Source organism: Caulobacter sp. (assembly GCF_049283275.1).
Lineage (GTDB): Bacteria > Pseudomonadota > Alphaproteobacteria > Caulobacterales > Caulobacteraceae > Caulobacter.
Genome location: NZ_JBAPVS010000203.1, coordinates 1 through 26,064 on the forward strand (window position 1 = coordinate 1; position 26,064 = coordinate 26,064).

The 26,064-nt window shown below is 67.0% G+C and carries 20 protein-coding genes; 14 read left to right on the forward strand and 6 right to left on the reverse strand.

Going from position 1 to position 26,064, the window contains the following annotated elements:
* The 4 genes from WAL33_RS11055 to WAL33_RS11070 all read left to right on the forward strand — a co-directional run.
* Positions 1 to 338: DUF305 domain-containing protein (locus WAL33_RS11055; RefSeq protein ID WP_422181342.1), on the forward strand; the 338-nt coding region annotated here is incomplete at its 5' end.
* 1 nt (position 339) lies between these two features.
* Positions 340 to 1,785 carry a YncE family protein gene (locus WAL33_RS11060; RefSeq protein WP_422181344.1) on the forward strand — a complete coding sequence of 482 codons (1,446 nt, stop codon included), beginning with the start codon at positions 340 to 342 and terminating at the stop codon, positions 1,783 to 1,785.
* 30 nt (positions 1,786 to 1,815) lie between these two features.
* Complete coding sequence (locus WAL33_RS11065) at positions 1,816 to 2,334, forward strand: sigma-70 family RNA polymerase sigma factor (protein WP_422181453.1); 519 nt, start codon at positions 1,816 to 1,818, stop codon at positions 2,332 to 2,334.
* A complete protein-coding gene (locus tag WAL33_RS11070) occupies positions 2,331 to 3,107 on the forward strand; it encodes an anti-sigma factor family protein (protein WP_422181346.1) in 777 nt (258 codons plus the stop codon). Before WAL33_RS11065 ends, WAL33_RS11070 begins: the two co-directional genes overlap by 4 nt.
* A gap of 789 nt (positions 3,108 to 3,896) precedes the next feature.
* On the opposite strand, the gene WAL33_RS11075 is transcribed toward WAL33_RS11070, so the two are convergent.
* Positions 3,897 to 4,118 carry a hypothetical protein gene (locus tag WAL33_RS11075; protein ID WP_422181348.1) on the reverse strand — a complete coding sequence of 74 codons (222 nt, stop codon included), beginning with the start codon at positions 4,116 to 4,118 and terminating at the stop codon, positions 3,897 to 3,899.
* On the opposite strand from WAL33_RS11075, the gene WAL33_RS11080 reads away from it, so the two are divergent.
* The 6 genes from WAL33_RS11080 (at position 4,111) to WAL33_RS11105 (ending at position 10,961) form a co-directional block, all read left to right on the forward strand.
* Positions 4,111 to 7,125, forward strand: coding sequence for an autotransporter outer membrane beta-barrel domain-containing protein (locus WAL33_RS11080; RefSeq protein ID WP_422181350.1), 3,015 nt, complete (start codon positions 4,111 to 4,113; stop codon positions 7,123 to 7,125). The two genes, WAL33_RS11075 and WAL33_RS11080, sit on opposite strands and share 8 nt — an antisense overlap.
* Before the next feature lie 74 nt (positions 7,126 to 7,199).
* Positions 7,200 to 7,667 carry an invasion associated locus B family protein gene (locus WAL33_RS11085; RefSeq protein WP_422181352.1) on the forward strand — a complete coding sequence of 156 codons (468 nt, stop codon included), beginning with the start codon at positions 7,200 to 7,202 and terminating at the stop codon, positions 7,665 to 7,667.
* 8 nt (positions 7,668 to 7,675) lie between these two features.
* On the forward strand, positions 7,676 to 8,620 hold the full coding sequence (locus WAL33_RS11090; protein ID WP_422181354.1) for a tetratricopeptide repeat protein: 945 nt from the start codon (positions 7,676 to 7,678) through the stop codon (positions 8,618 to 8,620).
* Positions 8,621 to 8,634: 14 nt separating this feature from the next.
* Positions 8,635 to 9,762 carry a tetratricopeptide repeat protein gene (locus WAL33_RS11095; protein WP_422181455.1) on the forward strand — a complete coding sequence of 376 codons (1,128 nt, stop codon included), beginning with the start codon at positions 8,635 to 8,637 and terminating at the stop codon, positions 9,760 to 9,762.
* 143 nt (positions 9,763 to 9,905) lie between these two features.
* Positions 9,906 to 10,346, forward strand: coding sequence for a VOC family protein (locus WAL33_RS11100; RefSeq protein WP_422181356.1), 441 nt, complete (start codon positions 9,906 to 9,908; stop codon positions 10,344 to 10,346).
* A gap of 141 nt (positions 10,347 to 10,487) precedes the next feature.
* Positions 10,488 to 10,961, forward strand: coding sequence for a GatB/YqeY domain-containing protein (locus WAL33_RS11105; RefSeq protein ID WP_422181358.1), 474 nt, complete (start codon positions 10,488 to 10,490; stop codon positions 10,959 to 10,961).
* Positions 10,962 to 11,198: 237 nt separating this feature from the next.
* On the opposite strand, the gene WAL33_RS11110 is transcribed toward WAL33_RS11105, so the two are convergent.
* On the reverse strand, positions 11,199 to 12,104 hold the full coding sequence (locus tag WAL33_RS11110; protein ID WP_422181360.1) for a cupin domain-containing protein: 906 nt from the start codon (positions 12,102 to 12,104) through the stop codon (positions 11,199 to 11,201).
* Positions 12,105 to 12,194: 90 nt separating this feature from the next.
* On the opposite strand from WAL33_RS11110, the gene WAL33_RS11115 reads away from it, so the two are divergent.
* Positions 12,195 to 12,938 carry an SDR family oxidoreductase gene (locus WAL33_RS11115; RefSeq protein WP_422181362.1) on the forward strand — a complete coding sequence of 248 codons (744 nt, stop codon included), beginning with the start codon at positions 12,195 to 12,197 and terminating at the stop codon, positions 12,936 to 12,938.
* A gap of 431 nt (positions 12,939 to 13,369) precedes the next feature.
* Here WAL33_RS11115 and WAL33_RS11120 read toward each other — a convergent pair whose 3' ends face one another.
* Complete coding sequence (locus WAL33_RS11120; protein ID WP_422181364.1) at positions 13,370 to 15,040, reverse strand: carboxylesterase/lipase family protein; 1,671 nt, start codon at positions 15,038 to 15,040, stop codon at positions 13,370 to 13,372.
* A 593-nt stretch (positions 15,041 to 15,633) separates the two neighbouring features.
* Here WAL33_RS11120 and WAL33_RS11125 point away from each other — a divergent pair.
* The 3 genes from WAL33_RS11125 to WAL33_RS11135 all read left to right on the forward strand — a co-directional run bounded on the left by WAL33_RS11125 (position 15,634) and on the right by WAL33_RS11135 (position 20,736).
* Positions 15,634 to 17,874: a glycoside hydrolase family 3 C-terminal domain-containing protein gene (locus WAL33_RS11125; protein WP_422181366.1), complete on the forward strand. Its 2,241-nt coding sequence runs from the start codon at positions 15,634 to 15,636 to the stop codon at positions 17,872 to 17,874.
* Positions 17,875 to 18,148: 274 nt separating this feature from the next.
* Positions 18,149 to 19,093, forward strand: a complete 945-nt coding sequence (locus WAL33_RS11130) for a LysR family transcriptional regulator (RefSeq protein WP_422181368.1) — start codon at positions 18,149 to 18,151, stop codon at positions 19,091 to 19,093.
* A 104-nt stretch (positions 19,094 to 19,197) separates the two neighbouring features.
* Positions 19,198 to 20,736, forward strand: coding sequence for a DUF6351 family protein (locus WAL33_RS11135; protein ID WP_422181370.1), 1,539 nt, complete (start codon positions 19,198 to 19,200; stop codon positions 20,734 to 20,736).
* 113 nt (positions 20,737 to 20,849) lie between these two features.
* On the opposite strand, the gene WAL33_RS11140 is transcribed toward WAL33_RS11135, so the two are convergent.
* The 3 genes from WAL33_RS11140 to WAL33_RS11150 form a co-directional block, all read right to left on the reverse strand.
* Complete coding sequence (locus WAL33_RS11140; protein ID WP_422181372.1) at positions 20,850 to 22,049, reverse strand: alpha/beta hydrolase; 1,200 nt, start codon at positions 22,047 to 22,049, stop codon at positions 20,850 to 20,852.
* Positions 22,050 to 22,148: 99 nt separating this feature from the next.
* Positions 22,149 to 24,401, reverse strand: coding sequence for a beta-glucosidase (locus tag WAL33_RS11145; RefSeq protein ID WP_422181374.1), 2,253 nt, complete (start codon positions 24,399 to 24,401; stop codon positions 22,149 to 22,151).
* 30 nt (positions 24,402 to 24,431) lie between these two features.
* Positions 24,432 to 26,027 (reverse strand): carboxylesterase/lipase family protein, encoded by a 1,596-nt coding sequence (locus WAL33_RS11150; protein ID WP_422181376.1) that lies wholly within the window; start codon positions 26,025 to 26,027, stop codon positions 24,432 to 24,434.
* Between the last annotated feature and the right edge of the window lie 37 nt (positions 26,028 to 26,064).

The following is a 26,064-nucleotide window of genomic DNA, read 5'->3' on the forward strand; positions in this document are numbered from 1 at the left end:
CCACGCCGCACAAGGCGTTCATGAGCGCCAACGAGGCGGCCATGATCAAGATGATGGCGGACATGGACATCAAGCCGTCAGGCGACGTGGACCGTGACTTCGTGAACATGATGATCCCCCACCATCAGGGCGGCATCGACATGGCCATCGCCCAGCTGCGCTACGGCAAGAACGAGCAACTGCGCCGGCTGGCCCAGGAGATCATCGTCGCCCAGCAGCAGGAGATCGCGGCCATGCGCCTGGCCGTGGGCCAGCCCCTGCCGCCTTCCAGTCCCTCCCCGACGACACCGGCCCCGCACCGCTCGACGACCGCTGCGCATCATGGCCAGGAGCACTGAGATGAAGATCGCCCTCCTGCTGGGCTCGGCCCTGGCGCTCTTGGCCGTCATGCCTGCAACCGCCGGCCAGCCGCCCAGAAAGGCTCACGACCCGGACATCGCCATCTCGAGTCGCGATCGCGTCTACGCCGCCGAGCAGTTCTCCAACACCGTCTCGGTGACCGATCCCGTCGACAACCGCCTGCTGGGCTTCATCAAGCTGGGCGATCCGGCGCCGGGCAATCTCAGTCCGCTGTACAGGGGCCAACTGCTCGTCCACGGCCTTGGCGCCTCGCCCGACCACAAGACCTTGGCCGTGGTGTCGATCGGCTCGAACGCCGTCACCTTCATCGATACGGCCACCAACACCGTCAAGCACACCACCTATGTCGGGCGCTCGCCCCACGAGGTGTTCTTCACGCCCGACGGCAAGGAGGTCTGGGTCACGGTGCGGGGCGAAGACTACGTCTCGGTGATCGACGCGCGGACCTATGCCGAGACCGCTCGGATCGTCACGCCCGCCGGCCCCGGCATGACGATCTTCTCGCCGGACGGCCGCTACGGCTATGTGTGCTCGTCATTCAATCCCGAGACCGTGGTCATTGAGGTCGCCACCCGCCAGATCGTCGGGCGCGTGACGCAACCAAGTCCCTTCTGCCCCAATATCGCCGCGACGCCGGACGGCGCGCAGGTGTGGTTCACACTTAAGGACGTCGGCAAGGCCGTCGCCTTCGACGCACGTCCGCCGTTCACCGTGCTAAAGACCTTGGATATCGGTCCGATCACAAACCATGTGAACTTCGTCCGCACCGCCAAGGGCCAGTTCGCCTACGTCACCGTCGGGGGCAAGAACGAGGTGCAGGTGTTTCGAACCGACGATTTCACCAAGGTGGCGACCATCCCCGTCGGCAAATTGCCGCACGGCCTGTGGCCTTCGGGGGATGGCGCGCGGATCTATGTCGGGTTGGAGAACGCAGACGCGGTCGCCGTGATCGATACGGCGACCAACAAGGTCGTCGCCACCGTGCCGATCGGCCAGGCTCCGCAAGCGCTGAGCTACGTGCCCGACGCGGTTCCGGAAGGGCCCGGAACACAGAACCTGCAGCCGCTCGGCAAGGGCGGCGCCAGCGCGCATCTGGTGCTGGGTCCCACCGGCGGAGGCGGCGAGGAGCCCACCAGTGTGAGCCTGTTCGATCAGGGGCTGCTGCAGGTGCTGCAGGCGTCGGTCACGGGCCTCACGCCCAAGCAAGCCTATGTCCTGGCCTTGGCGCGACAGGCTGACGGCTCTGGTCCGCTCGAACCGCTCGCCAGCTTCATGACCAATCCGGCCGGCGCGGCGATCGTCAATGCGATCGGGCCCATCCGCCAGGTCGTGCAGGCGGCGAGCACGACGGATAGGCGCTATCTGGTGATCGCGCCAGGAACCGCCGACCAGCTCGGCGAGCCCGTTCAGGTTCAGGCCCGCTAGGGTGCGCCCCGGAGCTCCCCCGTGGACGACATGATCCGCCTGATCGAGCCATCAATCCCGAGCCTGCGACGCTATGCGCGCTCGCTGGTCCAGGACGCCGCCGAGGCTGACGACCTCGTGCAGGACTGCCTGGAACGGGCGGTCGGGCGCTGGAGCCAGCGCCGCGAGGCCAGCGACGCGCGCAGTTGGCTCTTCTCGATCCTGCATAGTCTGGCGGTCAGCCGTTGGCGCCGGTTGGGCCGTCGCGGGCGAGAGGTGTCCTTGGACGAGCTCGACGAGGCGGAACTGGCCGAGCGCGCCACCCAGCAGGATGGGGTCAACCAGAGCGACATCCTCAGGTCCCTCGCGGCCTTGCCGCGGGACTACCGATCGGTGCTCCTGTTGGTCGGGGTCGAGGATCTGTCCTACGCCCAGGCCGCCAAGGTGCTGGACGTGCCGATCGGGACGGTAATGTCGCGACTGTCGCGCGGTCGCGCGCGCCTCGCCCAGATCATGGCCGATGGTTCGGCCACCCAAGTTCGAACGCCGCATCTGCGGAGGATCAAATGAGCGCCCCGCGCCCCATCAGCGAAGACGACCTGCAGGCCTATGTCGATGAGGCTCTGTCCTCGACGCGTCGCGAGGAGGTGGAAGCCTATCTCGCCGCGCACCCCGAAGAAGCCAGGCGCATCGGGGGCTATGTCGCCGATCGCGCCGCCTTGCGCGCCGCCCTGGGGGCGATCGCGGAGGAACCGATCCCGCCGGAGCTAGGCTTGCGCGCCTTGATCGAGGCTCGTCGCACACGCCAAGCCTACTGGCGCCCCGCCATCGCCGCGGCGGCCGTGCTGGTGATCGGCGGACTGGCCGGATGGACAGCCAGGGGCGTCGTCGCCCCGCCGATCAACGGAGTCGGCGCCCTGTCGCGCGAGGCGGCCGACAACTACCGGGTCTATGCTTCGGATGCGCATCGGCCGGTCGAGATCGGTCCCGCCCAAAAGGCCGAGCTGGTGCGTTGGGTCTCCAACCGTGTCAGCAGCTCGGTCGAGGTTCCGGATCTCCAGGCGGCGGGTTATCGCTTCATCGGCGGTCGCCTTGTCTCCACGCCGCACGGCCCAGCGGCCCTGTTCATCTATGACGACGCCCAAGGCCTCAGGCTGGCGGTAATGGTCCGCCCCATGCGGCTGGAGAAAAACACCGCCATGTCCGAACACGCGGAGGACGGGCTTAGCGGCGTCTCGTGGGCTACGGATGGGATCGGCTACAGCTTGGTGGGCCCGACGCCCTCGGCGATGCTCCACCCCCTTGCCGACGATGTCCGACGCCAAGTCGAGCGCCATCTGTGATGCGGCGATCTCGGACGAGCATCCACAGCCATCAGGTTACGATCGGCAAACCGCCAGTCGATCGCAGATGGGATATTCGATGGATCACAATGAGTTAGACAACGTCCACGCTTCACGTCACGGCGTGCTCGCCACGGGTCTGAGCCTGATGGCGATCATCGCGAATTGGCCAGGGCTTCGCTGACGTTGGTGAAATCGTCGCTCTGTGTGCTCACCTCCACCGCATCGCTGCCGTGGGTCGCGCTGGTGGTGACGACGGTGAAGGCGGGCATGGGAGACTCTCGCAGGTGGGCGCCCAGCTAGCCCCGTTCGTTCAAGAACGGGACCACAGCCGTCCAAGCAACCGGGCTGAGCCCGCCGTACCTATCTGCGCCAGTTGCAGACATTGGCACGCTTCCACGAAGGCGACATTCAAGGCTGCGAGAGAGAGCATCGCCCCTTGCGGCCTTCACCAGTCCTAAATGGTCTCGCCATCCATTTCCCCGCCGCAGTTCGGGGCGCGGCGGCACTAGCTGATTTCCGAAAAATCGCGCCGGAGATGCGGGACCGTACAGATATCGTGAGACGCCTTCGGTGAAACCGTCTCACCGATCCGCGCTTAAACAGACTTCAGGACACGCCCGCCTTCAGGTCGAAATCTGTCGTTAAGGATCTTGTGGTTCCCATCGGGCATGGTGGGCGACCCAAATCTTGGCGCGCGCGCCTGCCCCTTGCCCTTCGCGGGAAACAGCCAAGCTCGGCGCCCTTTCGGGCGGGACGATAGGAACGCCTGCTTATGACGCCCCCCGCTCACATCTGCCGTTCCGCCGCCTTCCACCGGGTGCTCCTGGCGGGCACATCCGTGATGGTGTTGAACGTCGCGCTGCCGGCCATGGCGCAGACGACGACGATCAGCTCGGCGAGCACGACCTCGCAGACGATCGCATCGGGCGCCAGTCTGTCGATCACCTCGACAGGCAGCGTCGCGCCGACGGGGGCCGACGGCGTCGTGATGGCCAGCAACGTGTCCATCGGATCGATCTGGAACGACGGCGCGATCACCGTCGGTTCATCGAACAACGGCCTATACGGCCTAAACAACAACACGATCACGGGGATCACCAACACCGGGACGATCAGCGGCGGCGTCCGCGGCGTCCGCCTGGACGGCGCGCATGTGGGCACGATCAGCAACAGCGACACGGGCACCATTCAGGGCTCAAGCTACGCCATGCTGTTGCGCGCCAACACTACCGTCACCTCGGTCAGCAACGCCGGCTTGATCTTCAGCAGCGGCGGCTACGCCCTGTATCTCGAGACCGCCGGCTCGTCGGTCGGCACGCTCACCAACAGCGGCACGATCACCGGCGGCAACGGCGTCTACCTGGCCGGCGGCACGGTCGGCACGCTCACCAACAGCGGCCTGATCCGCGGCACCGCGACAGGCGGCACCGACGCCGCCGTCTATATCAACGCCTCGGCCGGCGCGATCAACTTCATCAACACCGGCACGATCGTCGGCGCGATCCGCAGCCAGCGCACCGGCGGCCTCACCATCACGGGCGGCTCGGGCTCCACCTACGGCACGCTGATGGGGACGACCAGCTCGACCCCCTCCACCATCGTGTCGCTCGGCGGGGTGACCTTCGCCGGCAACACCTACCTCGCCGACAACGTCACGGCGCAGGCGGGGGCGGGCACGGTCACCAACACCGGCGTCCTGATGACGCAGCGCGCGACGCAGGTCACCGGATCCTACAGCCAGTCGGGGGCGGCGCAGCTGGTCGTGCTGGTGACCTCCGGCGCCGCCTACGGCTCGCTGACCGCGTCGAGCGGGGTGACGCTGACCAACGGAACCATCGTCATGCAGGCCGCCCCGGCCGGCACGATCACGGCGGGCACCTACACGATCGTCAGCGGCAGCGTCACCGGCACCGACTATACCGGCGTCTCGGTCACCGCGACCGGCTTCACCGCGACCACCGCCACCACCATCGTCGGCTCCACCAACAAGCTGGTCGTCACCCTGGCCACGGTGGTTTCGCCGCCACCGCCGCCGCCGGCGACGAACACTGTCGATAACAGCCAGCCATATTTCACCTTCGCCGACTCAGCGGGCAGCGGCCAGACCGTCACCTTCAGTGGCGGCACGCTGCAGGTGGCGCAGAACACCACGACCGGACAGGATTTCGTGGTGCTGGCGACCGGCGGGGTCATCGACACCAATCGGAGCCAACTGGTCCTGAGCGGCAATGTCACCAACGCCGGCACGTTGCAGATCACGGGCGGCGGCCAGGTCGTCTCGAGCGGCGTCATCACCGGCGGCACGATCACGGTGGCCAACACCCAGCTCAGCCTCAATGGCACGCTCAACGGCGCCCTGCGGATCGGGTCGGACGCCACCCTTCGCGGCGTCGGCACGGTCAACGGCCCGGCCGCGATCGCCGGCACGCTGGCGCCCGGCAATTCGCCGGGAACCCTGATCTTCACCAATCCGGTCGACCTCACCGACACCGCCGTCCTGTCCATTGACATCGACGGCATGGGAACAGGGGCTGGCGCGGGCAACTACTCGCGCGTCATCGTCCGAGGCGCGCCGATCACGGTGGCCGGCACGCTGCGGCCGGTCCTGCGCGGCATCACCGGCGCCGCCAGCAACAGCTTCACGCCGGCGCTGGGCGATCGGTTCAACATCATTCACGCCGACGGCGGCGTGACGGGCGCTTTCTCGACCCTTGACCAGCCCGCCAGCGGCATGGCGGGCGGCACGCGGTTCGACGTGCTCTATCGCTCCAGCGACCTGGACCTGGTCGTGACGCCCGCCGCCTATGGCGACCTGGCGGCGCTTGGCCTGGGACAGACCTCCAACCAGCGCGCCGCCGGCCGCGCGCTCGACGCCCGACGTCCGGCGGCGGTGGAGATCGTCCAGGCCGGATCGTCGTTCGGCGCCCTCTACGGCCTGTCGCCCCAACAGATCGGTCCGGCCCTGGACCAGGTGGCCGGCGCGGTGCACGGCGAGTCCCTGCTGGCCGGCATGTCGGTGCAACGCCAGTTCTCGGCCATCCTCGACGACCGACTTTCGACCCTCCGCAATGGGCGGGTCGGTGATCTGCAGCAGGCCAGCCGGGCGGGCCTGGGCGGGGTGCAGTATGCCTCGAACGGCGAGCGCCTGCCCGCGTCGTCGGCCTTGGCGGCCCAGGATCGGCCGGTCTCCAGCGTTCGCGCCTGGGGCCAGGTCTTTGGCCGCATCGACGAGCAGGACGACGACGGCAACGCCTCGGAGGCCCACAACCGTCTCGGCGGCGCCGTGGCCGGCGCCGACGTGGCGCTGGACGGCGGAGCCGTGCTGGGCGCGGCCCTGGGCTTTGGCCACAGCGAACTGCGGACCAAGGCCGCGTCGCAGGCCCAGCTGGATGTCGTGAACCTGTCGCTCTACGCCTCGGCCCGTTTCGGTTCGGCCTTCATCGACGGCCAGGCCAACGGCGGCTGGACTCAGACGCAGTCGCGTCGCCGGATCGAATTCGGCGGTCTTGACCGCACGGCCACCGACACCTCTGACGGCTGGAATGGCGGCGCCTCGATCCGGACGGGCTTCGTGCACCAGGCCGCCACCTACAGCGTCGAGCCGTCGATCGGCCTGCGCTACGACCACATCGATCGAAACGCCGTGGGTGAAAGCGGCGGCGAGGACCTGGCCCTGCGGGCGACGGCCACCGACATCGACGCGCTGCGCTCGACCGCGATGGTCCGCATCCAGCGGGAGATGATGATCGGGACCACCACCGTCGCGCCGCGCCTGCGGCTGGGCTGGGCCCACGAACTGGGCGACCGCCATGCGGTCAGCACCAACAGCTTCCAGAGCGGCGGCGCGGCCTTCCTGGTGCAGAGCAACCGCCTGGACCGTAATCGCCTGCTGACCGGCTTCGACGTCTCGGCGACAGTGTCGGACAAACTGCGCTTCTACGTCGATTACGGCTTTGAACTGGGCGAGAACATCCAAAGCAATACACTTGCGGCTGGCCTGCGCTACACTTGGTAGGACGCGGTCCCGCCGCACTTGAAAGGCTTGTGATGCTCGCATCAACTGCGAAGGCAGCCCCAACCTTGCTGGCCATGATGCTTGTCCTTGCCGGCGGCGGCCCGGCCTTCGCGGCGCAGGACAAGCCAGACCAGGCCGCCGGCCCGCTGTGGAGCAAGCAATGCACCCGCGACGGCGCGGGGCGCGAGGTCTGCTATGTCGAGCAATATGCCATCGCCGGGAACACGGTGCTGCTGAACGTCAGCATGGCGTTCGCGGGGCAGGGCGGCAGGGCGCGGCTCATCATGACGGCGCCGCTCGGCGTCCAGCTGATCCCGGGACTGGTCATGACCATCGACGGGGGCAAACCCGTGACCCTGCCGTTCGAGAGCTGCCATGCCGGCGGCTGCCGCATGATCGTGGAGCTCGACGAGCAGAGCCTCGACCAGATCCGGCGCGGCGCCAGCATGACGGTGCGATTCGTCGCCGCCGACGGCAAGGCGCTCGACATCCCGGTTCCGCTGAAAGGGCTGGCGGCCGCCCTGAAGCAGCTCCAGTCGTAGGACGCCGCATGGTCCGCAAGCCGCCCCGGCCAGCTCCCGGCTCCCAGCCCGAGGCAGGACGGCCCGAGGTCGTTCCGGTGGAAACGGCCATCGACCTGGCCTACCGTCACTGGGAGGCCGGCCAGGCGCAGCAGGCCGAGACGCTGTGCCGGCGGGTGCTGGAAGTTTGGCCCGGCCAGGCCGACGTCCTCCATCTGCTGGGCTTGATGGCCCATGCCTACGGCCAGCACGACGCGGCGGTGGACTATCTGAAGCAGGCCTGCGCGGCGCCCGGCGCGCCGGCCAGCTATTTCAATAACCTCGGTGAGATCTGCCGCCAGCTGCACCGCCTGGCGGAGGCGGAGCAGGCCGCCCGCCGGGCTGCGGCGCTCGACGATTCCTCCCCGGCCGTCTGGAGCAATCTCGGCATCATCCTGCAGGAGGCCGGAAGCCTCGAGGAAAGTGCGCAATGCCTGCGGCGCGTGCTGGCCTTGGCGCCCGATTTCGCCGAGGGGCACAACAATCTCGGCAACACCCTGCGCCTGCTGACCCTGCTGGACGACGCCGCCGACTGCTACCGGCAGGCGATCCATCTCAATCCTGTCTATACCGACGCGCTCAGCAATCTCGGCAGGCTGACAGGCCAGCAGGGTCAGGCCGACGAGGGGCTGGCTCTGCTTCGCCGCGCGATCGAGATCGATCCTCATATGGGCGACGCCTACGCCTACGCCGCGATGCTGGAGGGCGACCGCGAGCGCTGGCCGCAGGCGCTGGGCTGGCTGGAGGCGCTGCGCGACTTCGCCCCGGATCACCCCAGGCTGCCGCTCGGTCTTTCCAGGGTCCTGCGTGAGCTCGGCCGGCTCGACGAAGCGCTGGCGATGGCCGACGCCGTCCTCGCGGCGGTCCCGGGCAATGCGGCCGCGCTGGAGGCCCGCGAACTGGCCCTGCAGGCGCAGGGACGAGCGGGTCAGTGACGGCCGAGGCCGAGGTGCAGGCTCTGCTGGCGGCGGGGCAGCCCGAACAGGCTGAGGCCCGCGCCCGGCAGGCAATCGCCGCGGGGGGCGCTGTTGCCGCCTGCTGGCAGGGGCTGGCCGTGGCGCTGCGCATCCAGGGGCGTATCGAGGAGGCTCTGCAGGTCTATGACCAGCTAGTCGACACCCTGCCCGGCAATCTCACTTTCCGCTTCGAACGCGGTGAACTGCTGCTGCTGCTGGGCGACTTCGAACGCGGCTGGCGGGACTACCATCACCGCTACGGCATGCCGCATACGGTCCAGCTCGAGCGGCGGGTGCAACGGCCGCGCTGGGACGGGCGGCCGATGCCGGGCCGGACCCTGCTGATCCATGACGAACAGGGTTTTGGCGACACCTTCCAGTTCATGCGCATGGTCGCGTGGGCGAAGGACCGCAGCCAGGCTCGCATCGTGCTGCAGATCAATGCCGACCAGGCCGCCTTCGCCCAGCGCCTCGCCGGGGTGGACGAGATCGTGTTGCGCGACGCCCTGCCGCCGCCCTTCGACAGCCATTGCGAGATGATGAGCCTGCCGATGGTCATGGGCCTGCAGCTCACCGACCTGCCGGGCCGCATCCCCTACCTCCGCGCGGACGCCGTTCGGCTGAAGCGATGGCGCAAACGGCTGGCCGGACTGCCCCGGCCGCTGGTCGGCCTTGTCTGGGCCGGGCGGCCGACCCACCTCAACGACGCCAACCGGTCCCTCCCCCTCGCCGCGCTGGCGCCCCTGGCCATGCCAGGCGTAACCTTCCTCGCCCTGCAGAAGGGACCGGCGGAGGCGCAGGCGGGCGCGCCGCCGCCCGGCATGCGGATCGAGCGCTTCGGCGACGAGATCGCCGATTTCGAGGACACCGCAGCCATACTGAGCCTTGCCGACCTGCTGATCTCGGTCGACAGCGCGCCGGTGCATCTGGCCGGCGCCCTCGGACGTCCGGCCTGGGTCATGCTGCCCCGCGTGCCCGACTGGCGCTGGTTGCTGGGCCGCGACGACTCTCCCTGGTATCCGAGCCTGCGCCTGTTCCGCCAGCCGGCCCGCGGCGACTGGTCTTCGGTCACGGCCGCCATCGCCGCCGAGCTCGCGGGGATGGCCCGACCGCCGCGCTGATCGCTGGCGCACCGCATGCGTCCGATGCGCCATAAGCAGACTCTCCTATCGGTCCAGAAATACGACATTCGTTTCACGAAGAGATCGGAGATTGTCTGGACCGCCCTTTGGCGCCCATGCTGCCTCTTCGTCGAGGAGGCGCCATGGCCAGAGTTGTTGGGATCGACCATCTCGCCATCCGGGTGAGCGACTTCGAGGTTTCGCGTCGCTTCTACGACCGATTGCTGACCTTCCTGGGTTTCGTGCGCGAGTGGGAGTTTGACCGCACGGTCGGATGGAACAACGGCGTGACCATGTTCTGGATCACCGAGGCAGACGCCGAAGGCCGCGCCCGGCCCCATCGCACCGGCGACATCGGTTACCATCACTACGCCTTCGAGCTCGGCGCCCGCGAGGAGGTGGACGAGCTCGGAGCCTTTCTCCAGCAGGAGAACGTCACCGTGGTTGACCCACCAGCCGCCTATCCAAGCTACGGCGAGGGCTATTACGCTGTCTTCTTCCTTGACCCGGACGGGCTCAAGCTCGAGGGCATGTACTTTCTGGAAAAGGTGAAACGCCACGGTCGTCCACCGCAAGGCATCTAGGCACAAGCACGCCCTGGCGCTCCTCGCCGGCGACTCCAGGGGTCCAGCGCGCCAGGAGCTGCCCTTGGCGTGCCTCCAGGATGTTGACGTTGCCACCCAGTACGGCGCAATCGAGGCGCAGTGAACTGGAAGGACGACGACATGGCTTTGCTCGACGAGCTCAAAGCTGACCAACTCGCCGCGCGCAAGCTGAGCGACCGTCTGAAGGCTGACCTGCTGACCACATTGATCGGCGAAGCTACGCAGATCACGACCGAAGAATTCAAGCGCGGCGTGACGGAAGTCACTGACGAAAAGGTCGTCGCAACCGTCGCTAAGTTCTTGAAAAACATGAAGCTGACGCTGGAGAACCTCGCGACCGAACGCGCGCGCCTGATCGAAGCGGGAGGCGATGCGTCGAAGGTGGATGAGCGGACCAGGGCGGCTGAAACGGAACTGGCGATACTGACCTCGTATGGCCCAAAGCAGATGACGGAAGCGCAACTGCGCGAGGTCATCAGCGACTTCAGGGCCAAGAACCCCGACGCCAACGTCGGAACGATCATGGCCCACCTGAAGACTAGCTTCGGCGGCCAGTATGACGGCAAGGCGGCCAGCGCGTTGGCCAAGGCTTAAATTGAGGACGACTTCGCAGTCTCGCGGCGGGACCCGGAGCGAGGCTGCGTCATTGGTGGACAATTGCTGAGAAGCCCGTCGCGATCATGGGGCGGACTCAGCGACCCAAGTTTCGATCCCCCCTCGCGGCCATAACCATTGGCGCACCTTCGGAAACTGGACGTTCAGCTCCTTGATCGAGAAGCCGCGCTGCCCTTTGGCAGCCATGGCGCATGGTCCTTCCCTCGTTGAGGGGCATCAGACTTTGCGTTGCTCGCGCGCATAGAGGATCGGCGGCGTGCCAACCGAGCGAGCGAAGGCGACGCTGAAGGTGCTGGCCGAGCTGTACCCGACCCGCTCGGCGACCTGAGCCACGCTAACCTTCTCGCGGCGCAGCAGATCCTTGGCCAGCGCCATGCGCCAGCCCAGCAGGTATTCCATGGGCGCGACGCCCACCTCTTGCCGAAACCGTTCGAAGAGGGTCGACCGGGACAGCGCCGCCTGTCGCGCCAGTTCGACTACCGTCCAGGCGTGGGTCGGCCGGTCGTGGATCAGCCGCAGCGCGACGGCGAGATGATCATCGGCCAGTCCTCGCAGCAGGCCCGGCGACGCCGTGGGGCCGGCCGAGGAGCGGAGGGCCTCGATCAGCAGCACCTCCAGCAGGCGCGTCAGGACCACGTCGCGACCAGGCCGGTCGGCGCGGGTCTCGTCGTTCACCTGTTCGACCAGGGTGGTCAGCCGTCCCTGTCCCCGCACGTGCACCAGTTGCGGCAGGAGCGAGACCAACAGCTTGGCGTCGGCGGCGACGAAGGCGCAGTGGCCCACCAGCATGCGCACGTCCGGCGAGGCGTCGAGGCCGCCGAGCCGGAACACGCCCGGGCTGACCTCGGTCCGCTGCGTCTCGAAGCCTTCCAGCGGCGGTTCAAGACTGGAGGTCGAAAAGTCGAAGGCCGCGGGCACCAGAACGAAATCACCCTGTTCGAGCGTGACCGGCGCCTGACCAGCGACCCACAGGCGGCAGGCGCCTTCCAGCATCGCGCAATAGAACGGCCGGCCGTCGTCGTCCGAGCGGCGCACGGCCCAGGGGCCCGAGGCGATGACCAGCTTGGAGAACGAGGCGCTGGGCTGCAGTAGGCCAACGACTTGGGTAAGAGGGTCGGACATTCGGACTTACGCCAATGAGATCTGGACTTAGGCTTGTAGCAGGTCCGCTCTTGCCCTCCTACCTGTCTGTCTCCCCCCAAAGGAGCTGTCATGAACACCATTCTCATCACCGGATGCTCGTCAGGCTTCGGCCTCGAGACTGCCCTCTATTTCCTCGAGCGTGACTGGACGGTCATCGCCACCATGCGCACGCCGAACCCGGACATCCTGCCCGCGTCGGAGCGGCTCAAAATCCTACCGCTCGACGTCACCGACCCGGGCAGCATCGCGCGCGCCGTCGACGCGGCCGGACCGATCGACGTCCTGGTCAACAATGCCGGCGTCGGCCTGCTCAACGCCGTGGAGGGCATCTCCATGGACCAGGCGCGCGAGGTGTTCGAGACCAACACGCTCGGGACCATCGCCATGACCCAGGCCTTCCTGCCGCAGTTTCGGGAGCGACGCGCGGGCGTGGTCGTCAACGTCACGTCTACGGTGACGCTGCGACCGCTGCATCTGCTATCGGTCTACACCGCCAGCAAGGCGGCGGTGAACGCCTTCACCGAGTCGCTGGCCCTGGAGCTGGAACCGTTCGGCGTACGAGCACGGCTGGTCCTGCCGGGGTTGGCGCCCGATACCGCATTCGGCGCAAACGCTCGCGCCCGCATGGGCATGGCCATTCCCGAGCCCTATGCCGAGATAGCGGCTCAGGTCTTCGCCGGGTTTGAATCGCCGGGGGAGGTCACGCGGCCGACGGACGTCGCCGAAGCGGTTTGGCGGGCGGCGACCGATCCCTCTTCGCCTATGCGTCTCCCTGCCGGCGCCGACGCGGTCGCGTGGGCTGCAGCTATCTAAGTCGCTTTTGTGAGGTCAGCGGTCGTTCTCATGCGAGTAACGACCGCTTCCCAGCCCTCCCGGACGGTCCACAAGTCCGGTTCATCGGCAACGCTGCGCCAAGAGCGGACATTGGACTGCCTCCAGGAACGCGATGTTCGGCGCGCGGCGATTCGAGACACCAACTCCTGCGGAGGCGTTGGCGGCACGCCTCTTGATCGGCGGCTCCTAGGCCATTCGCGCCTCGCAGCGCCACCGCTATGTCCCGCCCTCTGCCGAGGGTCGTCTTGCTGGCCACGAGCGTTGGGACGCCTTTCTCGGCGTCATCGTCCGCGCGTCGGTCACGCAGGCGGACTCCTGCTCGCCGTGCGCTCGTCGTTTGTCGAGAGCGCGACCGGAGTGGCAGTTGCTGAAGGCGGGGGCGTCGTGTCGACGCCCCCGCCTTCAGGCGATCACCGTGGCTTGGGCAGCGTCGCCAGTTCGGTATCGATTTGGTTCAGCTTCGCTTCCGTGAGCTGCTGCGGCAGATAGGCTTGAAGCGCCGCGAGCGTCAGGCCGCGCGCCATATTGATCTGGGGGCCGCTAACCACGTCCAGGATGTGGCGATCCAGCACCGCACGGGCCGCGGGATCATCAAGCAGCGCGCCAAGCGGTGTCGTCAGGCTATTGTAGCGCCCCGACGCCCGCGCCGCCGCCAGTCGAGCCACGCCCTTGTCGATCTCCTCGCCCCATGGGTCCTTCTGCGGCACGGCGGCGCCTTGCGCCGAAAAATCCATCAGCGCATCGGTCGCCGGATCATATTTGGGCCACGCAGGCAGACCAGCGCCGTTGGGATCGCCTGTCTTGGCGAAGTTGACGACATAGGCGCTGATGGTCTTGCCGACGGCGTCATCCTTGGGCGTGGTCTGGGCGCCGTATTTGATGGCGGCGTTGTCGAAGAAGAAAGGAACGTCGGTCGCGTGCTGCGCGCCGGGCTGACCGACGGATTCAGCGACATAGGAGAAGCGGTAATGCCAGACCGGCACGCCCTGTTTTGCGATCCTGGCCGCAGCGCTGCGTGCGCCGGCGATCATGAAGCCGCTCTTGCCTCCCATGTCGGCGCTGGTGGCGCCGATCACCATCGGGACATGCGTGAACCGTCCCGAGGCGTAGGCCTGCCCCTGATCGACGACGATCTTTCCATCGCGAACCGGCCCGCTAAAGGTTTTCGGCCCTGGCTTGGGCTGGAACAGTTGGATCATGCTGAGGTCATCGGTGACCTGCTCGGCGCTGAGAGCCCGCAGCTTTTCCATGGCCTTGGGGTCGTCGGGCGACACACCATTGGCTTTGGCGAAATTGGACAGGATCTGCTCGGCGTCCGCGAGCGATGGGTTCTCGCTGGTCTCGGCATTGCCGCCGGAGAGCACCATCGCCTTCTGGAAGAGTCCGCGCGCGAGCGGCGTCGTGACCAGGGTGTGGACCGAAAGCCCGCCCGCGCTTTCGCCGATGATGGTCACGTTCGAGGGATCACCGCCGAATGCGGCGATGTTGCGCTGAACCCACTTTAGCGCGGCGATCTGGTCGAGCATGCCATAATTTCCCAGCAGACCGTGATCCGGGTCCTGCTTGGTCAATTGGGGCAGAGCGAAGGTGCCGAAGCGACCGAGGCGATAGTTGAAGCTGACAAACAGCACGCCCTGCTTGGCGAGATTGGCGCCCGAGTAGGTGGGCGGCGAGGCGCCCCCATTGACGAAGCCGCCGCCATAGATCCAGACGACGACCGGCAACTTCGCCTTAGCCTCCGTGGGCTTCCAGACGTTCGCATACAGGCAGTCTTCGGCGGGGGTCGTACCAAGCGGCGCCGCATCGCCACCGAACGGCTTCTGCATGCAGTCGGCGCTATACGCGGTGGCCGGACGAACATCCGTCCAAGGCGCCGGCGGCTGCGGCGCGCGCCAGCGCAGCGCGCCGACGGGAGGTGCGGCGAACGGTATGCCTTTCCAGCTGGCCACGCCCTCCTCCAGCGTTCCGCTGATCTTTCCTTGCTCGACACTGATCACGGCCGAGGGAGCCTGGGCCAGGGCGGAAATCGGCGCACAGGTCAACGCCGCGACCATCAGAGTCTTGGAGGCAAGAGACTTCATTTTGTCTTCCTTATTCATAAGAGCCGCCGAAGGCCCTTCCTTTCGGCCGCGAGGCGGCGTCGCCAGTGCGCCGCCAGGCAAAAGCCGACGAGCGCGGTGTCTTAAGCATCGAAGCGCACAACCTTCAGAGCCCGGGCCCATCGTCACCCGATGGAACAGCCGCCCAAGCCCCCGTTAGGTAGCGTAGAGGCATTCGATCTAGAAAAACAATATACGACCACCCCATAACTTCGAGATATTTATCAGATGTTTGATATATTCAGATTTCCGATAGACCAATAAAGAATTTAGATTTGCCGTAAGCTTCTGCGGGCGGCACAATGAATGCGCGCGGGAGGTTGGGCAGACTTAGAGAGGGCGTGACATGCGCGGCGTAGGCGGCAGGACGGTGCGTCATGCGCCGATTACCTGGTGGGCCGCCGAACGGCTCGGGGACGCGCCCCTCTCCCACGCCGCGCCTTGACGTGGCGGCAACCCGTCTCACGCCCGCGCCGTGTAAAGATCGCTACCGACCCCGGCCTCTGGCCAACGCATCGTCACGCAAGGAGCCGGTCGAGCTTCAGCGTCAAAGTCGCATATTGAGGAGAGAAACAATGAGTCGTCGCACCACCCTGGGGATCGCGCTCGCCGCGAGCCTCACGGCGCTAATGGTCGCCGCTGGGCTAGGAACCGCCGCCGCGGCTGAAGATGCCCGCCCCTGGATGAAAGCGACGCTCACTCCCGAGCAGCGCGTTGCGGTGCTGTTGCCGCAAATGACCCAGGACGAGAAGCTGACGGTCGTGTTCGGGCAGTTCGCGACGGATTTCCCTTTCCGCAATAACCACAAGGCGCCGGCCGACGCGCGCGCGGGCTCAGCCGGCTACGTCCCGGGCGTCCCGCGACTGGGTATCCCAGCGCAATGGCAGACGGACGCGGGGATCGGCGTCGCCACCCAAGGCGGGGCCGCCCGCAAACGCGAGCGCACCGCTCTGCCCTCCAATCTCGCCATCGCCGCGAGCTGGGATCCTGATCTTGGCTTCCGGGGAGGCGCGATGATCGGCGCGGAAGCTCGCGCATCGGGCTTCAACGTCATGCTGGCGGGCGGCGTGAATCTGGCGCGCGAGCCCCGCAATGGCCGGAACTTTGAGTACGGTGGTGAGGATCCCTTGCTCGCGGGCGCTCTCGTCGGCGCGCAAATCGCCGGGGTGCAGTCCAACCACATCGTCTCAACGGTCAAGCATTTCGCGTTCAACGATCAGGAGACGGATCGCAACGCCGGCAACTCGGTGATCGACCCCGTCGCGGCGCGTCAGTCCGATCTCCTCGCCTTCGAACTGGCGATCGAACATGGCGATCCAGGCTCGGTCATGTGCGCGTATAATCGCGTCAACGGGCCGTTCGCCTGTGAAAGCCCATGGCTGCTGCGCGATGTGCTGCGCCAAGACTGGGGCTTCAAGGGCTTCGTGATGTCCGATTGGGGCGCGGTCCATTCGACCGCCCCGGCCATCGCTGCGGGCCTCGATCAAGAGTCGGGGTTCCCTTTCGACGAAAAGCCCTATCTGGGCGAAGAGCTGAAGAAGGCGCTGGCTGACGGAACCGTCACGACCGCGCAACTCGACACGATGGTGTCGCGGATCCTCTACGCGATGTTCCGCCATGGGCTGTTCGATCACCCCGTCACCAGCGCGCCGATGGACCTGCCCGAGGACACCCTCGCCAAGCACGCCGTCATCAGCCGGACGGCGGCGGAAGACAGCATCGTGCTCCTGAAAAATGAGCGTGGGTTGCTGCCGTTGGCGCCCAGCACCAAGCATATCGTGGTTATCGGCGGCCATGCGGACAAGGGCGTGATCGCCGGCGGCGGGTCGTCACTGGTTTATCCTCGCGGCGGCAACGCGGTCCCTGATGCCGAGCCCAAGTTCTGGCCCGGCCCGCAGATGTTCTATCCGTCCCCGCCGCTTGCGGCGCTTCGGCGACAAATGCCTTCGGCGCGGATTGAATATATCGATGGCCGCGACGCGGCCGCGGCGGCTGAGAAGGCAAAGTCGGCCGACATTGCTATCGTCTTCGCCACGCAATGGGCTGGCGAGGCTTTCGACGTCTCGTTGTCGCTGAAGGACGGACAGGACGCCTTGATCGAGGCGGTCGCCGCCGCCAACCCGCGCACCGTCGTGGTTCTCGAGACGGGCGGCGCGGTTCTGACACCTTGGTCAGGGAAGATCGCGGGACTCTTGGAAGCCTGGTTCCCTGGCACCGAGGGTGGGCAAGCGATCGCAAACGTGCTGACCGGCGAAGTGAACCCATCGGGCCGCCTGCCGATCACCTTCCCCGCCGCTCTCGACCAGCTTCCGCATCCCGAAGACCCCGCAAAGGGCGACGTGCGGTACACCGAGGGCGCGGCCGTCGGCTACAAGTGGTACGAGTTGAAGAAAGCCCAACCCGCGTTCGCCTTCGGCCATGGCCTCTCCTACTCGGACTTCGGCTATTCGAATCTGACGGTCAAAGCGGGGGCGGACGTCATCGTCGCGCGCTTCGATGTGAAGAACCGTAGCCGGGTCAAAGGCAAGGCCGTCGCGCAGGTCTACGCAGCCGGCGCTGGTTGGGAGGCTCCTCGCCGCCTGGCCGGCTTTCGCAAGACCGAGGTTGCGCCGGGTAGATCCCAGTCCGTGTCTGTGACGATCGATCCCCGCCTGCTCGCGACGTTCGACGACAAGGCGCGTTGCTGGCGGATGTCGCCCGGAAGCTATCAATTCGAGCTCGGAGGATCTTCCTCCGATACGCAAGCCACGACGAAGCTGACGATCTCACCCAGCCAAGTCCGCAGTCTGAAGGGACTTTGCGGGGTCGGGACCTAAGAAGCGCCCAGGGTGTCAGTCGCGCAATCAGGATCAATGCGTTCAGCACTCGATCCTGACACCCGGTCGGCCTGAAGCTAGCGTCACGCTCCGACCTTGGGCGTGGCGCTAGCAAGGGGGCGCGGCGATGATCACGGCATAAGGCGACCGTCATTATATCCAGCCGAACAGACGATGCCGTGACCCGACTGCGCAATGCTGACTAGACGGCCGCCGAACCTTCCAGTTCAATCGTCCCGTACCGGCCCAAAAGACGCCGGACGGGGGAAACAAGATGGACCATCGCGATACGCGATTGCTCAATGGCCTACGGATCACGTTCAGTCAGGTCCGGGGCTTTGTCACGGTCGCTTCGACCAACAGCTTCACGAGGGCCGCCGAGGTCCTCAATCTCTCCCAGCCAGCGCTAACGGGCCGCATCCAACAGTTGGAGGAGAGCCTGGAACTGCGCCTGTTCGATCGCAACACCCGCTCAGTCGAACTGACCGACGCGGGGCGAGAGTTGCTGCCGGTCTTCATGCAACTGGTCAACGATCTCGAGGGCGCGGTCATCAACGCTCGGGACCAGGCTGTGCGAACCGGTGGGACGGTCCGACTGGCCTGCCTGCCATCCTGCGCCGCAACGGTTCTCCCCGGGCTCATCCGCGCCTTCAGAGCCGATCGCCCCGACACCACGTTCGTTGTCGAAGACGCCCTGGATACGCAGGTCCGGGCGCGCGTGCGGGAGGGCGAGGTCGATTTCGGGATCTGCGCGCGCGGCGATAACGACCCTGACCTCGATTTCGAGGATCTCTTCCAGGACAATCTTCAGGTGGTGTTCCGGCCCGGCCATCCCCTTGCCAAGGTTGACCAGATCACCGTGCATGAGCTCATGAGTCATCCTTTGATCCTGACCAACCGCGCCAGCAGCGTGAGGATGGTGGTCGAACGCGCTTTCGCCGCTAACGGACTCGGTGTCACGCCAGCATGCGAAACGAGTTACATGTCCACCGCCGTCGCGCTTGTGCGAGCGGGTCTAGGCGTGGCGATCCTGCCGTCTACGGCGCTAGAGGCGAGAGACGCTGAGGTCTGCGCTAGAGTGATCGACGATCCAGGTTTCGCCCGCACGCTGGTTCTCGCCCGACGTCGCGGCGTGCCGATGCGCCGGATCGCGGTCGCTTTCGTCGACAGCATCCGTCAGGCGCATCTGGGGAGATCGCCGTTTCCGATCGCCTCATAAGAAGTCTCGAATGGCGGCCGCCAGGAAGGCGCGGTCGAATGGCCCCTCGTGCTTCGGGAGGCGCTGTGACTCATCCAAGTTCATGGATTTCCGCGACCGCGCTCGTGCTCGCCGCCGGAATTTTGACGCCTGTCGATGCGAGCGCCGCGACCCGTTGCGAGACGCTTGCAAAGGCCTTTACCGGCGGGGACAGCGTCGCCACCGCACGCGAGATGGACGGCGCCTGTCGGCTCCAGGCCGTCACACGGCCCCGGCCAGACTCGGAGATCGGCATTTCCGTCTGGCTGCCGGCCGATCGCTGGAATGGACGCCTCTTGGTGCTTGGCAACGGCGGCTATAGCTCGGCCCTGCCGGAACCGGCCATGAACGCCTATCTCAAGCGCGGCTATGTCGTGGCCGCGACCGACACTGGGCACAAGGGCGACGATCCCGACTTCGCGGCCCAGCGTCCGACATCGATTGACGATTGGGCGCGCCGCTCGGTGCACGAAACCGCCGTGCGCGCCAAGCGCGTGTCGTCGGCATTCTATGGCCGCCCAGTCTCCTTCGCCTATTTCCAGGGCTGCTCGACCGGCGGCCACCAGGCCTTCATGGAGGCTCAACGCTACCCTGGAGATTTCGACGGCATCGTCGCGGGCGCGCCCGGCTTCAATCGAACGCGTCTGAACGCCGGCTTCCTCTGGCAATTCCTCCAGAACCACGAGGCCGACGATCCGTCCCGCCCGATCATCCCGGCCAGCAAGCTGGCCCTCATCACCAAGGCGGCGCTGACGCAATGCGGCAAGGCCAACGGCGGCGAAGGCGGGGGCTTGCCACAAGATCCTTATCTGAACGCGCCGCAAGCCTGCGCCTTCGACCCCTCGCCCCTTCGTTGCGTCGGTGAGGAGACAGACAGCTGCTTGACCGACAAGCAACTGGATCGCCTGCGCCGCATGTCCGCGGGGGCTCGCAACGCCGACACGGGAGAGCGGATCTATTTCGGCTGGCCGCCGGGCAGCGAAAGTCCCGCCGGCGCGTATGGCGGATGGAGCCTCTACTGGGCCAATCCCGTAAAGCCACGCGAGCCGGCACGGGCCAGTTTCTGGCGGATTTGGGCGGGCCTGGGCGACGGCTGGCAGCCCAGCCTTGTCAATTTCGCCAAAGACACCGACCGCGCCGACAGCAGGCTTGCCAGCCGTATCAATGCGATGAGCGTCAAGCTCGACGCGTTTCGCCGTCGCGGCGGCAAGATGATCCACTGGCATGGCGGAGCCGACCCGGTCGTGCCGGTGCAGGATTCGATCGTCTACCATGACCGACTGACCAGCCGCGAAGCGCGCGCGGGGCGTGACGCCAGCGTCTTCTATAGGTTCTTCATGGCCCCCGGCGTCGAACACTGCCAGGGCGGCCGGGGCCCCGCCCCGCTGGACATTCAGGCGTCGATCGAAGCCTGGGTCGAGCGTGGTCAGCCACCCGCCACGTTGTTGGCCACCCTGGCGCAGGGCGGCTCGACAGGACACGGCTTCGCCCGCCCGCTCTGCCCCTACCCGCTCGTCGCTCGGTTCGATGGTCGCAACGCACCCGATGCGGCGTCGAGTTTTGCCTGCGCACCACCGGCCGGCAGCACGAAGGTCGTGCCTCCCGCTCGGAAGTATCTGCGCTGAACAGATGCCTGAGGCGTTTCACGGCCTGACGGCGGCCCGTTCGAGAGGTCGAGTCCCCCGTTCCGCCACACCTGTTCGCGCGAGCGGATTGAAGCGATCAGCTCGGAAAGGGCCTAGCGGAACAGGCGCGGCGCGAAATCGGCCAGGTAACGGCGCCAGTTGATCCAGGTGTGGCCGCCGCTGCTCTCGTTGTAGACGTGAGCGATGCCGTACTTGTTCAAGGTGGCGCGGGTCGGGGCGACGGTCCCGTACAGGAAGTCGTCCTTGCCCATGGCGTAGTAGACGAGCTTGAAGCTCTTGGCGCCGGTCTTGAGGGCGGCCTCGTTGCGGGTCGCATAGTCGGCGGCCTGCTGCGGCGACTGCAGGCCCATGCTGAAGATGCCGATGTAGTGGAACAGCTCTGGATGGGTCAGGCCGTTCTGGATGGTGTGCGCCCCGCCCATCGAGAGCCCCGCCATCGCCCGCGCGTCGGCCTTGGCTATCGTGCGGTAGTGGGCGTCGACGTACGGGATCAGGTCCTGGAGGAAGTCGTCGCGGAAGTCGGTGTTGGTCAGCATGTCCGCGCCGGGCCGGTCAGGCGTGTGGCCGGCGGGCATGACGATGATCATCGGCCGCGCCTTGCCCGCCGCGATCAGGTTGTCGAGAATGTACTGGGCGTGGCCGACGGAGGTCCAGCTGTCGTCGCTGTCGCCTGCGCCGTGGACCAGATAGAGCACCGGATAGCTGCCCTTGCCCTTCTCGTAGCCGGGCGGGGTGTAGACGTGAGCGCGGCGGCGAACGTTCAGCGCCCCTGACCAGTACTCGACCGTCGACACCACGCCGTGCGGCACGGCCTTGTCGAAGGTCTGAAACGCGCCGGCGGGCCCCGTGACCTCGAAGGTGCTGTTGACGCCGGCGCGCTCTTCCGAGAACCGCGTGCCCTGAGGATCGGGCACGCGCGCGCCGTCCACATTGAAGTTGAAGCGATAGGTGTCGGCCGCGACCGGCTTGTCGGTCGTGACGCTCCACAGGCCCGTCGGGTCCTTGGTCATGGCCAGGCCGCGCGGCCCGCCGCCGAAACCCATCGGGATGACGTCGGCGTTGTCGGTGCTGGTCACCATGGCGGCTTGAGCCTCGGGCGCGCATAGGCGGAAAGTCACTCGGCCGTCCGGCAGTTGCTCCACCGACCTGTAGGCGGCCGGTCCGGCGAAGAAACCGCGCGGCAGGCAGCTGGCGGCGTCACCCGGGGCTGAGGCCGGAGCCTGAGCCAGGACCGGGAAGGGCGCGAGCAGCAGGACGGCGGCCGCCGTGCCGATGAAATGGCGCTTGGTCATGTTACTCGGCCTCCCGCCGATGGTTGAAATGTGATCGCAGTCTGGTTCTTGGCCGCGCCGCCCGCCTGGACAGGCGCGGCCAAGGACCGCGCTCATCCATTAGGGCTTGATCGCCCCGGCCTTCACCTTGGCCGAGGCCTTGGCGTCCAGGGCCGTGGCCGAGGCGCCGACCGCGACGTCGTAAGTCCCGGCGTCGATGCGCCACTTGCGAGCCTTGACGTCGAAGTCGGCCAGCAGGCGGCGATCGGCGGTGACGGTCACGCGCTTAGTCTCGCCCGGCGCGAGCTCGACCCGCGACCAGCCCAGCAGACGCTGCTCCGGCGCGCCCGAGCGGGCGGTCAGATAGACCTGCGGCACATCCGCCCCAGCCTTGGCGCCGGTGTTGGTCACGTCGAAGCTGGCGGTGATCGTGTCGCCGCCGGCGACCTTAAGGCCGCTGTACTTGAAGCTGGTGTAGGACAAGCCATACCCGAAGGCGAACAGTGGCTTGAAGCCCTTGCGCGCGTACCAGCGATAGCCGATGTCCGAGCCCTGGGGATGGGGTGCGTCGAAGCCCTTGCTCTTTTCGGCGACAACCTCCGGCGGGTCGCCGAACCCAGGACCGACATAGCCAAAACCGGCGATCTGGCGGTTAGGCAGTTGGTCCTCGGAGGCCGGGAAGGTGATGGGCAGGCGACCCGACGGATTGACGTCGCCGAACAGCACGTCGGCGATCGCCTCGCCGCCCTTGGCGCCTGAGTACCAAGCCTCAACCACCGCGCCGACCTGGCCAAGCCATGGCATCAGGACCGGGTTTCCCGTCTCGAGAACCACGATGGTGTTCGGATTGGCGGCGGCCACGGCGGCGACCAGTTGATCTTGCCCCTGGGGCAGGGACATGTCGCCTCCGTCGATGCTCTCCATGTTCCATTGGGTGACGAACACCACGGCGACCTCGGCGTCCTTGGCCAGGGCGGCGGCCTCGGACGGATAACGCCCGTCGGTGAACCGCACCTTGGCGCCTGGGGCCTTGTCCTTGATCGCCTTGAGGGGCGAGGACGGGTGGTAGACTTGGTTGGCCCAGGCCGCCATCGCCCCCTCGCCGCCCACCGGAATGGACGCAGCATGGCCAGCCCCGGTGGTGACCTGGGATGAGCCGCCGCCCGAGAGCACGCCCTTGTCGGCATAGCCGCCGACCACCACGATCGACTTGGCCGTCTTCAGCAGCGGCAGCAGGGACTTGTCGTTCTTCAGCAGGACGATGCCTTGCTGGGCCACCGTCTTGGAGGCGGCCGCGCCGGCGTCGTAGTCGATCGTTTGGCCCTTGCGCGAGGGGGTGTCGAACACCCCCACCGCGAACATCGAGCGCAGGATGCGGCGGGACATGTCGTTGAACCGAGCCTGCGGGACCTCACCCTTGGCGACGGCCTCCTTCAGCGGCTTGTCGAACCAGACCTGAGGGTCAAGCTGCGCGCCCGACTGCTGGTCCAGGCCGTTGATGGCGGCTCTGACGCTCGGGACCGCGCCCCAGTCGGACATCACCCAGCCCGGCCAGGCCCAATCGCCCTTCAGCACCTTGTTCAGCAGGAAGTCGTTGTCGCAGGCGTAGTGGCCGTTGATCTTATTGTAGGCGCACATCACCGAGCCGGGCTGGCCCCTCTCGATCGCGAACTGGAAGGCCAGCAGTTCGCCCTGCCGGAAACCCTGCTCGTCGATCGTGGCGTTGACGATGTTGCGGCCGGTCTCCTGGTCGTTGAGGGCGAAGTGCTTGATCGTCGAGATGACCTTCTGGTCCTGCGTGCCCCGCACGGCCTCACCGGCCAGGACGCCGGCCAGCAGCGGATCCTCGGCCAGGTATTCGAAGTTGCGGCCGTTGCGCGGCTCGGCGGTCAGGTTCATGCCGCCGCCCAGCAGGACGTTGAAGCCCTTCTTGGCCGCCTCCTCGCCGACGACCGCCCCGCCCTTGTAGGCCAGGGCCGGGTTCCAGGTCGCGCCAAGCGCCAGGCCCGACGGCAAGGCCGTTGCGATGTCGCCCTTGCGGACGTTCATCGGGTTGGTCACCCCCAGGCTGGCGTCGGTCTCGAACAAGGCCGGCACGCCCAGGCGCGGCACGCCGGCGATGTAGCCGGCCCCGGGGATGGCCTCTTCGGGGATCTTGGCGTTGGGGCCGAACGGGATCGGCATGATCCCGTGCAGCAGGCCGTAGCGCTCGTCGTCGGTCAGCGCCTGATCCAGCAGCTTGGCGCGTTCGTCGGCCGAGAGCTTGGGGTTCATCCACGGCTGATCGGTCGGCGCTGCCTGGGCCCAGGCCGAGCCGGCCAGGGCGGCGATCGCGCAGGCGACCGCGCCGTTCATCAAGGTCTTGCGAAGCATGACGCCCCCTCGTGTTCTTGTCGTTGATGCTTACTGGACCGCGGCGGCGGACGGCTGGGCGGAGGCGGCGGTGACGTCCATGCGCGCCTTCCAGGGCTCGGGCTTGGCCAGCGCCGCGCCGTCGGCGCCGAAATCCATCAGCACATCGGCCTTGGCGTCGTAGGCCGGCCATTGCGGCAGGCCCGGACCGTTCGGATTCCCGGCCTTGGCGAAGTTGGCGAAATAGGCGTTGGCCATCTTGGCGATCGCCGCGTCCTTAGGCGTCAGGGCGTCGCCATACTTGGCCTTCACCGTGTCGAACACGTACGGAATGTCGGTGGCGTGCGGCGCTCCGGTCTTCCACTCGCCCTGCATCGAGTCCGCGACGTACGAGAAGCGATACTCGTAGGCCGGGACGCCCTGAGCCGAGATCACCTGCGCCACGAAGCGCGCGGGCTCGACCATCATCTTGTCCATGGCCACGTTGTAGGCGACCAGGCGAACGTCGCCGTCACCCTTGGGGTCGTAGGCGGCCTGGGCCTCGGCCTTCAACGGCCCGAACGGATCGAACACCTGGTCCTTGTTCTGGGCGAAGCCGAAGCCGATGTCGGCGCTGGTGGCGCCGACCATGACAGGACCCTTGACCTGGGTTCCGGCGCGATAGGCCACCTCCGGATCTGCGACCACGATCTTGCCGTCCAGCATCGGACCGCCATAGGTCTGCGGACCGGAGGGATTGAACATCGCCGCCATGTTGAGGCCGGCCGTCACCTGCTCGGCGGAGAGCGCGCGCAGGGCCTTCAGGGCCTCAGGCCCGGCGCCTTCGACGCCAACCGACTTGGCGAAATTGACGCCGATGGTTTCGGCCGAGGGCGCGCCCGGCACATCCTGGCTGAGGCGGCGCGGGCCCATCAGGCTGCCGCGACCGCCGCCGGACATGATGGCGGCCTTCTGGAACAGACCCTTGGACTCGGGCGAGGTCAGCAGCATGTGCACAGAGCCGCCGCCGGCGGATTCGCCGAAGACGGTGACGTTGTTCGGGTCTCCACCAAACGCGGCGGCGTTAGCCTTCACCCACTTCAGGGCGGCGATCTGATCCATGTAGCCGTAGTTGCCCAGGCGACCGCCGTCGGCGTTGGCGGCGGTCAGCGCCGGGTGGCCGAAGAAGCCAAAGCGGCCGACCCGATAGTTGAAGCTGACGAAGACGATGCCCTGCTTGGCGAACTGGTCGCCGGCATAGACGGCGGGCGAGGAGCCGCCGTTCACGAAGCCGCCGCCATAGATCCAGACCATGATCGGCAGCTTCGCGGCCGCGGTTGCGGGCCGCCAGATATTGGCGACGAGGCAGTCTTCGGCGGGTTCAGCGCCGAGCGGCGCCGCATCGCTCGGGAATGGCTTTTGCATGCAGTCGTGGCCGTAGGCGGTGGCGGGCCGCAGACCGCTCCACGGCTTGGCCGGTTGCGGCGCACGCCAGCGTAGATCGCCGACCGGCGGTTGCGCGAACGGTACGCCCTTGAACGAGAGCACGCCGTCGGCCACCGCGCCCTCGATCTTGCCAGATGAGATCGTCGTGACGGTCGTGGGCGGCGCGGCCATCGCCGCCCCCGCGCCGAGCGCCATGCAGATCGCGGACGACGCCAAAAGCATTCTCATAATACTGATCCCCAATGGGGCCGCCTACCAG

Bases quoted from the DNA above. Each gene is read 5' to 3' on its own strand.
- WAL33_RS11060 (WP_422181344.1), top strand. From the start codon at position 340: ATGAAGATCGCCCTCCTGCTGGGCTCGGCCCTGGCGCTCTTGGCCGTC.
- WAL33_RS11065 (WP_422181453.1), top strand. From the start codon at position 1,816: ATGATCCGCCTGATCGAGCCATCAATCCCGAGCCTGCGACGCTATGCG.
- WAL33_RS11070 (WP_422181346.1), top strand. From the start codon at position 2,331: ATGAGCGCCCCGCGCCCCATCAGCGAAGACGACCTGCAGGCCTATGTC.
- WAL33_RS11075 (WP_422181348.1), bottom strand. From the start codon at position 4,118: ATGGACACGTTGCTGGCCATCACGACGCCGTCGGCCCCCGTCGGCGCG.
- WAL33_RS11085 (WP_422181352.1), top strand. From the start codon at position 7,200: ATGATGCTTGTCCTTGCCGGCGGCGGCCCGGCCTTCGCGGCGCAGGAC.
- WAL33_RS11090 (WP_422181354.1), top strand. From the start codon at position 7,676: ATGGTCCGCAAGCCGCCCCGGCCAGCTCCCGGCTCCCAGCCCGAGGCA.
- WAL33_RS11100 (WP_422181356.1), top strand. From the start codon at position 9,906: ATGGCCAGAGTTGTTGGGATCGACCATCTCGCCATCCGGGTGAGCGAC.
- WAL33_RS11105 (WP_422181358.1), top strand. From the start codon at position 10,488: ATGGCTTTGCTCGACGAGCTCAAAGCTGACCAACTCGCCGCGCGCAAG.
- WAL33_RS11110 (WP_422181360.1), bottom strand. From the start codon at position 12,104: ATGTCCGACCCTCTTACCCAAGTCGTTGGCCTACTGCAGCCCAGCGCC.
- WAL33_RS11115 (WP_422181362.1), top strand. From the start codon at position 12,195: ATGAACACCATTCTCATCACCGGATGCTCGTCAGGCTTCGGCCTCGAG.
- WAL33_RS11120 (WP_422181364.1), bottom strand. From the start codon at position 15,040: ATGAAGTCTCTTGCCTCCAAGACTCTGATGGTCGCGGCGTTGACCTGT.
- WAL33_RS11125 (WP_422181366.1), top strand. From the start codon at position 15,634: ATGAGTCGTCGCACCACCCTGGGGATCGCGCTCGCCGCGAGCCTCACG.
- WAL33_RS11130 (WP_422181368.1), top strand. From the start codon at position 18,149: ATGGACCATCGCGATACGCGATTGCTCAATGGCCTACGGATCACGTTC.
- WAL33_RS11140 (WP_422181372.1), bottom strand. From the start codon at position 22,049: ATGACCAAGCGCCATTTCATCGGCACGGCGGCCGCCGTCCTGCTGCTC.
- WAL33_RS11145 (WP_422181374.1), bottom strand. From the start codon at position 24,401: ATGCTTCGCAAGACCTTGATGAACGGCGCGGTCGCCTGCGCGATCGCC.
- WAL33_RS11150 (WP_422181376.1), bottom strand. From the start codon at position 26,027: ATGCTTTTGGCGTCGTCCGCGATCTGCATGGCGCTCGGCGCGGGGGCG.